Genomic DNA, 13723 nt, shown 5'->3' on the forward strand with positions numbered 1-13723 from the left:
GTCCATTATGTCAATCGAGATAAGGAGCGATTTTGGTTTTGATTTCCTCAAGATTCATTACATTTTCCAGTGCGACAATGTTGCGGGTTCCATCATCAAGTTGTGAAATAATATCTTGCGCTCCGATATAAAGATCCGCCTCTTCCGAACGGGCTGTCGCCAAATCGGTATGCCCCACTTCCGCTTCTTTGCCCAATTCATTCAATGCTTTTTTCACGTTCAGCTCCATGATAAAACTGCTGCCCAGTCCATTTCCGCATACCACCAAGATTTTCATGATACGCCATCTCCTTTCGAATATTGGTGAATCATCTGCAAAACTTCTTCCGGGGTTTGTGCTTGGATGAGCTTCTCGATCTCCGCTTCATCGGATAACATTTCCGACAATTGTGCAAGCGCCAGCAAATGGGATTCACTGTCCACCGCCGCCAGCACAAAGAGTAAATGGACCTTTTTCTGTTGCGGAAAAAGCACCCCTTCTTCCAATCGCAAAAAACTCATCGACAGTTGATGAACTCCGTCATCCGGCCGTGCATGAGGAATGGCCACTTTCGGTGCCAACACGACATAGGGTCCCAATTCATGGATCGAATCAATCATGGCTTGGACATATTGTTCTTTGACACATCCTTTTTGGACCAGCGGCTTTGCAGCCAGCCGGATGGCGTCTTCCCATGAATCAGCCTTCTTGGCCAGTTGAATCGTCTGTTCGGTGATTAATTCGTTCAACATCGGTTTCTGACTCTCCTTTATTGATGAAGGAGCGAAATGGTTTTGCGCGAACAGCGAAGCCAACGCTTTGGACAGACCAGCCCGGTCATGAATGTCCGCGTACTGCTCAATGATGTTCAAGATATGCTCCTCATTCGTGGAAAAACCGTAAATTTCCCTGGAAACTTCACTTCTTAAACGCACTTTTTCTTCTTGGGTCAAAATCGGAGGAATCAAAAATAATTTTGCTTGCGTCCGCAAAAACACCGTGGAAAAAACCAAGTCACACGGATAACGTTTGGAAAAGAACTCCCTCACCGTTACCGCATCCAAAAACAGGATATCCGGAAACAAATCCCTGAGCCCGTGGGTCAGCAAATTGGAAATGGCAATTCCGTTGGGGCAAACCACCACCGCTTTCGGCCGGTTGGTCAATTCCAATCCCTGTCGTCGGAGCCATCCCCCAAAATGCATGGTAAGATAAGCCAATTCGTCTTCCGGAATGGGTTTCCCTACTTTTTCTTCAAACGGAACGGCACACTTTTTCACCAGGAAATGGAGGGCTTCATGCTCCTCTAAAATGATGTTCTTCAAAGGATTGGGCAGTGTCAGCCCGTATTTAATCCGGTAATAAGCCGGATCCAGATGCATGGCGATCATCGAAGCCAATTGTTCCTTTTCCGAAAAATAAAGGCATCCGATTTGCTCAAAACGCCCGATCATCTTTTCCGCCAATTCGTGCATCGGCTGATCCGCCTGAGAAAAAATGTTTCCCGTCAGCAAAAGCAAGGCGATATAAGCTTGTTCGCGACTGAAAACCGGATCGGAAAGCGGGAAACGAAGCAGCCTTTTCAGCAGGTTTCCGGCCGCCGCAAATGCTTTTGTACGCGTAATTTCATCCCACTTTTCCGGCCATCGGACCCGGTTCCCCTCTTCGATTCTCCGGATTAAAAACATCAACAAATATTTCAGCTGATTCAAATGTTCATCCATATAACGGATATCCAGCCGTTTTTCGGTCTCTTCCAACTGATGCAACACTTGGCCAGCGGAAATTCCCGTGCCTTGATCCAACACGGTGTTTAAAAGCATTTCACCGTTATCCCAGCGAATGCACTCGATCACTAGCCACCTTAACAAGTTCCTTTGCTTCCACTCCGGGCCGGCAAAGCGGTACCCGTCAGCCCGTGAATAGATCAAATTCACTCCGGCTTTGCGAGCCTTTTTCCTCGCTTCTTTCAGATCGGCCAGTGCCGTGTTCCGGCTTACGTCCAATAAACTGGTGACATGGACGAGCGACCACGGTTCTCTTGCAATCAAAAGCGAAAGCAAGAGCATATTCACTCGTTCAGTGCCGGTCCAAACATAATTTTTTTGTTCGACGGCATCCCATCTTTGCAAGTATTCCTCCAATGAAGAAGGGATGACAAATCCATGCTGCCGGACATATCGAATCGCCGGGAGATTTTCTTCTTTCAACCAGGAATTAATCTTCTCCAAATCATAGGTGATCTGGCGTCGGGACAGCCCCAGCCTTTCCTGCAATTGTTTCCATGAACTGCCCGGGCGGGATGCAATTTCATGAAGCAATCGAATACAGCGTTCATCAAGTTGCATGGATCATCCCTTTCTTTCTTCAGTATAAGGAAAAAACGCAGGAGATAGAAAACGTTTTCATCCCAATTTTTGTCCAACCCCTTTGTACAAATTTGGGTTATGGATTGTCCAAGCATTGATTTTTCACCCATTCCCGCAGAACCGCGGCATGGTTGTGAATTGGATCTTTGGCTGCATAAAGGAGGGTGACATGATCCTCTTGCAAATACCGGCAAATCCGGTCGACCCATTGTCTGCATCCGGGATCAGTGGCCAATTCCTTCCGGTAAAGCACGCGAAACTTCTCAAAACGATCCGGCCGGTGGCCAAACCAACGGCGCAACTCCGGACTCGGCGCAACCTCTTTCATCCATTCATCCAAACGGGTTTGCTCTTTTTTGACTCCGCGTGGCCACAAGCGATCAACCAAAATCCGTTTCCCATCTTCGCGGGCAGGTGGTTCATAGATCCGTTTCAATTTCAATTGATAAACCATTTCCGCATCCTCCTGTTTTCAAATTATTATACCAATCTGTCAAAAAACCAATTCCGGCACAAATGTCCTTCAATTTGAAACAGGACGGGGTGGTCGGTGAGCGGTTTATCCTTCCGAGAACGAAGCGGGATCGAAAAAAGAGAAAATTATATCCGCAAACATTTGGGAATCCCCGACGATTTCCGTGTTGTTGCCGTTTTTGGTTTCCCTTCTGACTTCTTTGGATAAAACAGTTTATGTTCATATATTCACAAATAACTCTTGGTTTAAACATGTCATAAACGTTGTAAATATTAGTTTTTTTGATAGTGATAAGAAAAAAAAGCACCCTTAATGTGAAATATTTCACATTATGTCCATTTCTTTTCCCATCTTTCGGAAGTATACTGTAGGTGATGGATCCATCATCCCATGAAACAGTCACCAGCAGGCCGTTGGAATAAAATTGATTTTCTTTGGAAACCATTCATTAGCGTATGGAAAACCAGGCCACTTTGACCGGAACGAGGTGTTCCCCATGAATCTGTGGACCCAAACTTATTATCCATTGGAAAGCTCTTGGCTGTCGGCGCTGATTGCCGCCGTTCCCATCGCCTTCTTTGTGATATCCCTCACAATCTTACGCTTAAAAGGCCACATCGCGGCTATATATACCACCTTGATTGCTTTGGCGATTGCAATCCTTTTCTATCACATGCCTGTCCCGATGGCTGCCGGCGCGGCCGTTTTTGGCTTTGCATACGGGTTGTGGCCGATTGCCTGGATCGTCATCACAGCCGTCTTGCTGTATAAAATCACGGTCAAGACCGGACAATTCGATGTCATCCGGTCCAGTATCATCGCCATTTCCCAAGACCAGCGTCTGCAACTGTTGTTAATCGGTTTTTCATTCAACGCTTTTTTGGAAGGGGCCGCCGGCTTTGGGGTTCCGATTGCCATTTCCGCTGCACTGTTGGTGCAACTCGGTTTCAAGCCTTTGCAGGCCGCTTCTCTCTGTCTGATTGCCAATGCGGCTTCCGGAGCTTATGGAGCCATCGGAATCCCGGTGATTGTCGCCGGTCAGGTGTCCGGCATCGACAAAATGACGCTTTCCAAAATTCTCGGGATTCAACTGCCTGTCATCTCTTTCCTTGTCCCGTTCCTGATGGTGTGGATGATCGATCGCTTCCGGGGGATCAAAGAAACCTTTCCGGCACTGATGGCCGTGGCCGGCTCCTACACACTCACACAATATCTGACCGTGACGTGGATCGGTCCGGAACTGGCCAATATCACTTCATCGCTCATCAGCATGGGGGCGTTGGTTCTCTTGTCGAGATACTGGAAACCGAAAAAAATATTTCAACTCCAACACGGCGTGCCATCCGCACCGCCGAAGCAAGTCACCCTTTTTGAAGTGGTCAAAGCATGGTCACCGTTTTACATCTTGACAGGGATCATCGGACTGTGGAGCAGCCATGGCTTTAAGCAATTATTTGATCCCGGCGGACCGCTGGCTTTTCTGACCACGTATCTGAAAATCCCCGGGTTGCATCAAAAAATTCTCATCGCTCCGCCCATTGCTGATAAATTGACCCCTTATGATGCCATCTTAAAACTGGATTGGGTTTCTTCCACCGGAACCGCCATTTTCCTCTCCGTCCTTTTGACTCTTTGGTTGTTCCGGATGGATCTGAAAACGACAATTCAACTGGTCAAAGAAACATGGTCGGAACTGTGGAAACCGGTGATCACAATAGGTTTTGTGCTTTCCTTTGCATATGTCGCCAATTACTCTGGCATTTCCTCCACCTTGGGATTAACCCTTGCCAAAACCGGCGGACTCTTTCCGTTTTTCTCACCCGTTTTGGGGTGGCTCGGCGTTTTCCTGACCGGGTCGGTCGTCGCAAACAATGCCCTGTTTGCCAACTTGCAACTGGTGACCGCACACCAAATCGGGGCATCCCCGGCTTGGTTGGTCGCCGCAAATACCAGCGGGGGGGTGATCGGAAAACTGTTAAGCCCGCAATCCGTGGCCATTGCCACAGCAGCTGTCGGCAAAGCGGGACAGGAATCCGGTTTGTTCCGCAAGACGTTAAAAGTCAGCCTTTCCTTCCTGCTGCTGACCTGTATCTTTACCTATCTTTTGAGCTTTCTGTTCCACTAAGCTGAAACAGAAGTGGGGAGTGTTGTACGATGAAAAGAAAAATTGCTCTGATCGGAACCGGATTTGTCGGATCCAGCTATGCTTTTGCGGTGTTGAATCAAGGATTGGCCAATGAACTGGTCCTGATTGATATCAACAAGAAAAAAGCAGAAGGGGATGCGATGGATTTAAACCATGCTTCCCCCTTCGGATCACGCATTTGTGTCCGGGCCGGAGATTATGAAGACTGTAACGATGCAGACTTGGTCGTCATAACCGCCGGAGCCAATCAAAAGCCGGGAGAAACCCGTCTGGACTTGGTCAATAAGAACGCGAAAATCTTTCAAACCATCATTGCAGAAGTGATGAAAAGCGGTTTTGACGGACTGTTTCTGGTCGCCACCAATCCCGTTGACATCTTGTCCTTTCTCACCATGAAGTATTCCGGCTTCCCGGCTCACCGCGTCATCGGCTCGGGAACCATTCTGGATACGGCTCGCTTCCGCTATCTGCTCGGCGAAGCTTACCAAATCAACCCGCAAAACGTGCATGCTTATATCATAGGCGAACACGGCGATACGGAACTTCCGGTCTGGAGCCATGCCTATATCGGCACCCGTCCGGTTTCCGATTATTTGAAAGAAGGAAAAGGCCCGGACAAAGAGCAGTTGGATCAACTGTTCACCCAAGTGCGGGATGCCGCTTACCAGATCATTGATTTGAAAGGTGCCACCTACTATGCAATCGCCATGGGACTGGTGCGTTTGACGCAAGCCATATTTCGCGATGAAAATGCAATCCTGACCGTCTCCACGCTCCTGAAAGGAGAATACGGTCTGAATGACATCTGTCTGGGGGTCCCGGCTGTCATTAACCGCTCCGGGGTTCGCGAAGTTATCGAACTTAATCTCACGGAAGAAGAACGAAAAAAATTACACCATTCCGCTGATATCCTGACCAAGCAACTGCAATCCTTGAAGTAATTCCCACCTTTGACCTGACCACCTCCCAATGAAAAAGCCTGTGCCCCAAAAAAGGACACAGGCTTTCCCCTCCCTCATGATTTCTGTCAATAGGCAGCCGTTCTTGCTCCCCGGAAATAGATCCCGTTGTCATGGATACCATGCGCATAAGACGTCACATGATGATCGTTGACCTGTTGGGTGAAGCAAACCGTCTCTCCTCTCGGAATATCACAACTGTATGTGCGCCCGTCGCTGTTGCGGACAATTTTGGCTGTGCCCAACCCCCGGTTCGGATCATGCGGATAGTCGGCGGTAATCCGTGCCCAAACCGTCTCACAGGACGGACTGTAACGCAATTCGATGATCACCGTCAATGCTTGCCGATTGAACCGTGACCGCATTATTTGCACATACGGTTTGATTCGGCCAGGTTCCGGTCCAATCCTCCGACCAGGCATAGGTTTCCCGCTGAAAACTGAAAAAAGACATGCTGAACACGGTGATCAATGAAAAAGCCACAGCAGTGAATTTTCTCATTCAAGCCCTCCAAACGGAATTTTTAAAATTCGCACACAAATGCCGCAAGAAATCTATCCGTCAGATGGCTTCGAATCTCCCATTGTTTTGAAATGATGACCGCTCATTTCTTTTGGTATAATATCCATGACGAAACACCGGTTTGATTTTATTCACTGCGGTTTGCACAGAAGGTGAAAGCACCATGAAAAAAATCTTGCATCTGGATTTGGATGCATTTTTTGCCAGCGTGGAACAACTCGATTTTCCCGAACTGCGGGGAAAACCCGTCATTGTCGGGGGACTGAAAAACCGCGGTGTGGTCTCCACCTGCAGCTATGAAGCCAGGAAGTACGGCATCCACTCGGCCATGCCGACCGCCAAGGCCCGGAAACTCTGTCCAAAAGGCATTTTTTTGCCGGTAAGGTATGAACGTTACCGGGAAAAATCCCGTGAAGTACGGAACATCTACACCGAATACAGCGACCGCTTCGAAACCGTCGGATTGGATGAAGCCTATCTGGATGTCTCCCATTACGACAATGCTGTACCCGTCGCACGTGAAATCAAGCGGCGGATCCGGGAGGAAACCGGGCTTACATGCAGCATCGGGCTTTCCTACAACAAATCCATGGCCAAAATTGCCAGTGATTTAAAAAAGCCGGATGCCTTTGTCATCATACGGCCCGGACAAGCCATGGCGGTGTTAAAAAATTTGCCGATCGGCGCTTTGCACGGCATCGGAAAAAAATCACAAAAGCGTTTGCACGCCATGGGAGTGGAAACGGTTCGTGATTTCTGGCGCTTGTCTTTGGAAGAAGTGACGGCGATGTTTGGCAAGTTTGGTCATGATTTATATGATCGTGCCCGCGGGCAGGATAACCGCGATATTGTCACCGATCGTTCCCCAAAATCCCACGGCCGGGAAATCACATTGCCCTCAGACTTGTATGACAGGGAGGAAATCGCCCGGATCGCCCGCGATCTTCTCGCGGAGACCGAGCAAAAACTGAACAAGAAAAAAATCAGGCCGCAAACACTCACCCTGAAAATCAAATACGCTGATTTTACAATGCATTCCAAGCAACGAACAACAATACCGGGCGCCGACTGGGCCAAAGTTTTGGAGGAGTTGCTTGATGCCTTTGATTATTCAGCCGGCGTCCGGTTGGTCGGGGTGTCGCTGTCCAATTTTGTCGAGCCGTCTTCCGATTTGTATGAACAACTTGTGTTGCCTTTGGGGGAGGAATGGGTTTGAATCCGGTTTTATTTTGAATGATTTTTCTCTGACACGAGTGCGGCGATTTTATCGAAGGTTTTGGACTCATTGGAACTGGAAACCATTTGGATCCCCATTTCCTGAATGCGCTTATAGGCTTCATCCAGCTTGTTTTGCAGTTCGGTAATCGTTTCGTGGGATGCTTGCAGTTGCTTTTTGAGGTTTTCGCATTCGGTTTCGAGGATCTTTTTGTCCGCTTCCACTTCTTTTTTGAAGGCGGCTTCGCGGATGGCCAAGACTTTTTTCATCTCTGCGTCCGCTTTTTCCTTCGCTTCTTTTTTCACTTCCGCGATTTTGTCCGGGATGGAAGCCACTTCCTCTTCCAACTCTTTCATTTTCTCTTCCCGCTTCAGGAGCTTTTCTTCGCGTTCATCCAATTGCATTTTATAGGCATCCAGTTCTTTCGTGGTTTTTTCGACTTCCGCTTCAAATTCTTTCCGCTTGCTTGCCAGTTCATCTTCCAACTGGTCATAAGACTGTTTTTTCTGGCGGGCGAATTCGTATTTGAACTCTTCTTCGCCTCTTTTTTTCTGCAATTCCAATGCTTCTTTTTGCTCTTTCAGCATGGTTTGGTACTCTTTGCGGGCGATTTCGATTTGCTTTTTGATCTCTTCCAGTTCATTGGTCGCCTTTTCCTTCTCTTCAGCCAATTCTTTCTCTTGGGATAATTTCAATTCCTGATGAGCATTGACCAATCCCGCAAGGGTGTGGGCTTGTTTCTCGATATCAAACAGTTCTTTGAGTTCGGCTTCTTTGATGGCAATGGCTTCTTTGACCGTCTGCAGGTTCTTGGTCTGTTCTTTTAAATCACTGTCGATTTTCGTCAGCAGTTGAACAACAGATTTGGATAAATCGGTGATTTTGCCTTCGATGTTTCCTTCCATCAATTGATCGGCTTTGTTGGTGATTTCGGCTTCTTTCTTCTTTTTCGCCTCTTTGGCTGCATCCAATTTTCCTTTTTCCAGTTCCGCAATTTTCTTTTCTGCTTCACGAAGCGCTTTTAAAATGGTCGCTTTTGTGTCTCTTTCAGTGATTTTTTTGCTCATGATTGCTCCCCTTTTTCTGATGATGACAATAATATTTTAAAATACGAACATACGTTTGTAAAGTCTTTTTCTTCAAATTTATTGCCTTTAATAAATAGATTCATTATTTTGAATATTGCCCCCTTGCAGGACATTTCCCTCCTGAAAAAACATGCAAGGACGGTTAACCCGATCAGATAACCGTCCCTTGCAGTTAATTGGCACAGGAAGCATACTCACGCAATACATATTTTAAAACTTTCCCCATGCTGTTTTTTGGAAGCTCCTTAATAAATTCCACATCGATCAGTTTATAATCCGCAAGATTTTCACGCGCATGATGGATCACTTCTTCTTTGGTAATATCATGGCCATCCGCTTTCACAATGTATGCCCGGGGCAATTCTCCCCAAACCGGATGCTTGACACCCACGACAGCCACCTCAGCGATTCCTTCCATCTGCAGAAGCACGGATTCCACTTGGGCCGGGAACACTTTTTCCCCGCCACAAACGATCATGTCACGGAGACGGTCGATCACATACAAATACCCTTCTTCATCCACCCGTCCCAAATCTTGCGTGTGATACCAGCCGTTCTTTAATACCTTTGCCGTTTCCTCCGGATTATTCCAATAACCGGCAAACACCTGATCCCCGCGCACCAGGATTTCTCCGATCTCTCCGGGAGCACACTCCACACCCGTCAACGGATCGATGATTTTGATTTCAGTCAGATATAATCCTTTTCCGACAGAATAACAGCGGTTGATGTCCATTTCCGGCAAGAAATAAGTGACGGCACCGGTGAATTCGGTAGCTCCGTAAACTTGGATCACTGAAAATCCCAAATCGTGAAAAGCCTTGATGTAATTTTCCGGAACCAGGGAACCGCCGCAAACAATTCCGCGCAAAGAAAAAATGTCCTTATCAATGGTCTTCAACATTTCCAACATAAAGGGCAACATCGACGGCACCGACATCATTCCGGTGATCTTCTCTTCATCAATCAGATTCCACAGTTTGGAAGGAGTGAAATTGGATGCGATCACCAAGGCCATTCCCCGAATCAGTGCGTTGATGATAAACATCATGCCGCTGATATGAAAAAGCGGCGTCACAAACAAAAAACGGTCAGCCTTGCGAAGATCCAACGTGTTCACATTGGCCAATCCCGCCGCATACACATTGGCGTGGGTACTGATCACCCCTTTGGGATTTCCGGTGGTTCCGGAAGTGTAAATAATGGTGGCCATATCGTTTTCATGGACTTCCACATCGGGTTCTTCATCCGATTCGGTATAAAAAATGCTGTTGAATTGTTCCGACACCCGCTCTCCTTGAAAAACACAGATCACTTTCTCCACACAATCCGGAAGCACTTGCAGGCTGTCCTTGAAATCCTCATCATATAATAAAACTTTGGCTTGACAGTCTTTTAAAATATACTGAACCTCCACTGGTTTTAACCGGCAATTCACCGGAACCGTAACCGCGCCGATTTTGGCTGCCGCTAAGTATATGATCGGAAATGCGTATGTATTCTTGCAAAGCATGGCCACACGGTCGCCATGTTTCACGTTGAGACTCAGCAAATAATTGGCCAGCTGGTTCACTTTCTGTTTATATTCACGGAAAGTAAGGCGCTCGCCGTTATAGATGAGCGCTTCCAAATGTGGGGACAGTTCCGCCCGGCTGTTCAGCAAGTCTCCAATCACCATGTCTTTTCGCCTCCTTTACTAACATTTAAAACAAATAATATATTCTTTTATTTTACTATACAATTATAATATAAAAATATTAGCGTTTTTGAAGCAGGAACTTGCCTCTTTCCGAAAATAAAAGCTGACCGGCAAGTCCGAACAGGACCTCCCGGTCAGCCATCCCCACCGGAATCATGCATTTCCCAATCCGATCGGCAAAATATATATCACCATCATCGCAAAATGAACAGCGGTGCCGGCCATGATAAACAAGTGAAAAATTTCATGAAAACCAAATTTACCCGGAAAGAAATCCAGCCATTTGGTCGCATAAATGACGGCTCCGACGGTGTAAAACACCCCTCCCAAAACCATCAACAAGATCGCACCGGTTGGAAGCGCACGAACCAATTGCACAAACGGAACCACGGCGATCCATCCCAAAGTCAGGTAAAATGCGGTCGAAACATAACGCGGAATGTGCATGAAAAACAACTTCAACACGATGCCGAGAACCGATAACCCCCATACACTGATGAGCATCACCCATTGAAAGGTTCCGTTCAGGCCATAATAAAAGACCGGAGTGTACGAACCGGCGATCAACAAATAAATGGCACAATGGTCCATTTTCCTGAAGATCAATTCTTTTTCGGGAGTCGTCACAACCCAATGGTACAAAGAACTTGCGCCATACAGCAAAATCACACTCACACCGTAAATCGTCATCGTGACCAGTGTCGAGGGGTCGGGCCAACTGAAACCGATCAGGAAAAAAAGCCCGATGACAGCCGCCAAAAACGTAATAAAATGCGTCCAAGTATTGACGGGTTCCCTCATTTTAAAAAATTTCATTCAAAAACCTCCGGTCTGTTTGTAAGGATAAAGATGTTTCTCTTCATTTTACCATGAATGATTTCCATTTTGGGAAAATAAAAAAGCCCGGTCTTCCTCCAGGCTTCAATTCCGGTCTTTTCCCGTTTCAATCCCCTGCCAGCGTTTGGCCTTTCTCACCTCGATCCCGAATTGATCCAACGTGCGCACGACCACATGATCCACAATATCATCGATTGTTCGCGGATGATTGTAAAAGGCCGGCACCGGAGGCAAAATCGTTGCACCCATGCGCGACAAAGCCAGCATGTTTTCCAAGTGAATGTCATTCAGCGGCATTTCCCGGGTTAACAAGACCAATTTCTTCCGTTCCTTCAAAACCACATCCGCCGCCCGGGTCACCAGATTATCCGCAAGCCCGGCCCGGATCGAGGCCAATGATTTCATACTGCAAGGTGCAATCACCATCCCATCGACACGAAAAGAGCCGCTGGAAACCGATGCGGCCAGATTTTGTGACGAATGGCAGACCGTCGCCAACGCTTCCACTTGCGGAACCGTGTAATCCGTTTCCAATTCAATGTTCGCTCTCCCCCATTTGGATAAAATCAAATGGGTTTCCGTATCCGTTTCCCGCAAAAATTCCAACAATCGAATCCCAAAGATGGCTCCGGTCGCACCTGTGATTCCAACGACTAAACGCAAACAAAGTTCCCCCTCTGATGCATCCTCGATTTGCCTTCATTAATATGTATTGTAACAAATAAACGGCCCCGCTTCACCGCCGCGACAAAATCCCTGCATCCGGTCCGGTGCAGGGATTTTTGTTTGATCATTTTTTTTGCGGCAACAAAAAGCCGAATTCTTCATCATACAAGCCCTCTTTAAAAAACCACAAATAGTCGATTTTGCCTTCTTCATCGAAAAACATTTGAACTTTGTTCCCGTTGATTTGATAAGTTAAACTATCAATCTCAGTCCCGAAGTTGACAGCCGGACTTTTCTTCGGAGCCGGCTTGCCAAAAACCTGAATAATGTCATCTTTTGTTACAGATTTTCAAATTCCCGAATAGATATGGATGTTAAAACGTCATTAAAAAATTTAAGTTTTATTTCCCGGTCTTTAAATTGATATTTCAACAACGTTTCATTATTTTGTTGATTCGCCTCTTTATGAGATACATTATTCTGATAAGTTCCGCATTTTCCGGACAAAACATCATGATAAGCGGTTCCCAGCGGCCCGCAATCATAATTTCCCAAATCCCCTTGGCTGATCCATTCATGCAATTGTTTGGCCGCCTTCACGCCACCGGCAGAGGAAATTCTCTTTGCTTGATCAACCGGATGAACTTCCGTTTCAAATTGTGTTCGCGGAGAACCGGTATAGCCGAACTTTTCTCTGATCTCCAGATTGATATCTTTCAATTTTCCTGTGTCCTTGCTAAAATTTAACATCAAGTCATATACGGATAAAAGATATTGATAGTAAACCGTATCCGATTTCAAATTTGTTTGATTCTCCGCCGTTTCAACCGGAGTCCCAAAGACCCGTTTCATTTCATCCACAGACAATGATTCCTTCGATTCATCCATCACCTTGATCGCCTTTAACCGATCATTCTCAAAGTTCAAATGAACCAACTTGTGATCCCCATACTGATAGTACAAACTTGTCATGGTCGAGCTGACATCGTATGTATCTTTACGCGCAATCGGTTCCCCGCAACGATTGATCACATTGGTAATGCCGGAACCCAACGCACCGCATTCGTACTCAGGCATGTTCCCTTCGGAAGCCAATCGCTTCAGGCTTTCCATGTAGGTTTCATTCTTTTCGCCTTCAAACAAATTGCGCACCCATTCATTCGTCTCATCTTCATAAGCGGCGAGGACAACCGTGAGGATCACCGGAATCAAAATCACGCTGAGAAAAGAAGACACCAGACGTAAAATCTTTTTCTTTCGTCTTCGTCTGGCTTCATCTAATTCCTCAACAGTCACAGGATCAATTTCATTCCCCATATTCTCTCTTTCTCTCTTATTCATCCCTTTCCCATGCACTCCTCAAATTTTTTAAATAACAGATTTATTAAAACAAATTCATTTTAACATGTCTCCATCCAATGATGTTAACAATCTTGTGTCATCTGCTTCCTGCATAAAAAAATACCCCCTGCCATCGAGGAGGCATTTTTGGTGCTTATGCTTATGCTTTTTCATTATCCGGAGCGGGTGTCACAACCGGTTCAATGATCAAAGCTTTTTCCACGATCTCTTCCAGAGAAAGTTCCAGATCATTTCAATAAATCAACCTCATGAACTCTGGAAATTAGGGACAGTTCTCTCCATAAGGGACAACCCCTCCGCCTCTTTTTCAGTGGAAGTGGAGCAACTTGCTTACGATATCTATCAACTCTTCTTTTGATCTGATCAAAGAGCCCGACTTGCTCCCTTCCGCCGATATCCATCTT

Annotated in this window: 13 protein-coding genes; 3 read left to right on the plus strand and 10 right to left on the minus strand. The window is 46.5% G+C overall.

Annotation, left to right across the window (positions count from 1 at the left end; translation table 11 throughout):
• Positions 1-10: 10 nt before the first annotated feature.
• The 3 genes from I8U23_RS07275 to I8U23_RS07285 form a co-directional block, all read right to left on the minus strand.
• The gene (locus tag I8U23_RS07275) at positions 11-277 is read right to left on the minus strand and encodes a PTS sugar transporter subunit IIB (RefSeq protein ID WP_181729133.1); all 267 of its coding nucleotides are present in this window, start codon (positions 275-277) and stop codon (positions 11-13) included.
• Complete coding sequence (locus I8U23_RS07280) at positions 274-2328, minus strand: BglG family transcription antiterminator (protein WP_198050880.1); 2055 nt, start codon at positions 2326-2328, stop codon at positions 274-276. Before I8U23_RS07280 ends, I8U23_RS07275 begins: the two co-directional genes overlap by 4 nt.
• A 97-nt stretch (positions 2329-2425) precedes the next feature.
• Positions 2426-2803 (minus strand): DUF488 domain-containing protein, encoded by a 378-nt coding sequence (locus I8U23_RS07285; RefSeq protein WP_049720637.1) that lies wholly within the window; start codon positions 2801-2803, stop codon positions 2426-2428.
• Between the two features lie 517 nt (positions 2804-3320).
• Here I8U23_RS07285 and I8U23_RS07290 point away from each other — a divergent pair.
• Both I8U23_RS07290 and I8U23_RS07295 read left to right on the plus strand, forming a co-directional pair.
• Positions 3321-4949 carry a lactate permease LctP family transporter gene (locus I8U23_RS07290; protein WP_138614838.1) on the plus strand — a complete coding sequence of 543 codons (1629 nt, stop codon included), beginning with the start codon at positions 3321-3323 and terminating at the stop codon, positions 4947-4949.
• A gap of 29 nt (positions 4950-4978) precedes the next feature.
• Positions 4979-5911 (plus strand): L-lactate dehydrogenase, encoded by a 933-nt coding sequence (locus tag I8U23_RS07295; protein ID WP_049720640.1) that lies wholly within the window; start codon positions 4979-4981, stop codon positions 5909-5911.
• 86 nt (positions 5912-5997) lie between these two features.
• Here I8U23_RS07295 and I8U23_RS07300 read toward each other — a convergent pair whose 3' ends face one another.
• Together I8U23_RS07300 and I8U23_RS07305 are read right to left on the minus strand one after the other, a co-directional pair.
• Positions 5998-6261, minus strand: coding sequence for a DUF2690 domain-containing protein (locus tag I8U23_RS07300; protein WP_165489726.1), 264 nt, complete (start codon positions 6259-6261; stop codon positions 5998-6000).
• Positions 6227-6430, minus strand: coding sequence for a hypothetical protein (locus I8U23_RS07305; protein WP_198050881.1), 204 nt, complete (start codon positions 6428-6430; stop codon positions 6227-6229). Before I8U23_RS07305 ends, I8U23_RS07300 begins: the two co-directional genes overlap by 35 nt.
• 184 nt (positions 6431-6614) lie before the next feature.
• Between I8U23_RS07305 and I8U23_RS07310 the strand changes: the two genes are divergently transcribed.
• Positions 6615-7667, plus strand: a complete 1053-nt coding sequence (locus tag I8U23_RS07310; RefSeq protein ID WP_049720643.1) for a DNA polymerase IV — start codon at positions 6615-6617, stop codon at positions 7665-7667.
• Positions 7668-7675: 8 nt separating this feature from the next.
• Here I8U23_RS07310 and I8U23_RS07315 read toward each other — a convergent pair whose 3' ends face one another.
• The 5 genes from I8U23_RS07315 to I8U23_RS07335 all read right to left on the minus strand — a co-directional run bounded on the left by I8U23_RS07315 (position 7676) and on the right by I8U23_RS07335 (position 13298).
• Positions 7676-8734 (minus strand): hypothetical protein, encoded by a 1059-nt coding sequence (locus I8U23_RS07315; protein WP_037997350.1) that lies wholly within the window; start codon positions 8732-8734, stop codon positions 7676-7678.
• A 193-nt stretch (positions 8735-8927) separates the two neighbouring features.
• Positions 8928-10433, minus strand: coding sequence for a class I adenylate-forming enzyme family protein (locus I8U23_RS07320; RefSeq protein ID WP_121874297.1), 1506 nt, complete (start codon positions 10431-10433; stop codon positions 8928-8930).
• Between the two features lie 174 nt (positions 10434-10607).
• Positions 10608-11270 carry a PAQR family membrane homeostasis protein TrhA gene (trhA, locus tag I8U23_RS07325; protein WP_037997346.1) on the minus strand — a complete coding sequence of 221 codons (663 nt, stop codon included), beginning with the start codon at positions 11268-11270 and terminating at the stop codon, positions 10608-10610.
• A gap of 105 nt (positions 11271-11375) precedes the next feature.
• Positions 11376-11954, minus strand: coding sequence for a non-oxidative hydroxyarylic acid decarboxylases subunit B (locus I8U23_RS07330; RefSeq protein WP_198050882.1), 579 nt, complete (start codon positions 11952-11954; stop codon positions 11376-11378).
• Between the two features lie 342 nt (positions 11955-12296).
• Positions 12297-13298: a DUF4309 domain-containing protein gene (locus I8U23_RS07335; RefSeq protein WP_121874296.1), complete on the minus strand. Its 1002-nt coding sequence runs from the start codon at positions 13296-13298 to the stop codon at positions 12297-12299.
• Positions 13299-13723 lie beyond the last annotated feature (425 nt).

This window comes from Thermoactinomyces sp. CICC 10735, assembly GCF_016055175.1.
Taxonomy (GTDB): Bacteria; Bacillota; Bacilli; order Thermoactinomycetales; family Thermoactinomycetaceae; genus Thermoactinomyces; species Thermoactinomyces vulgaris.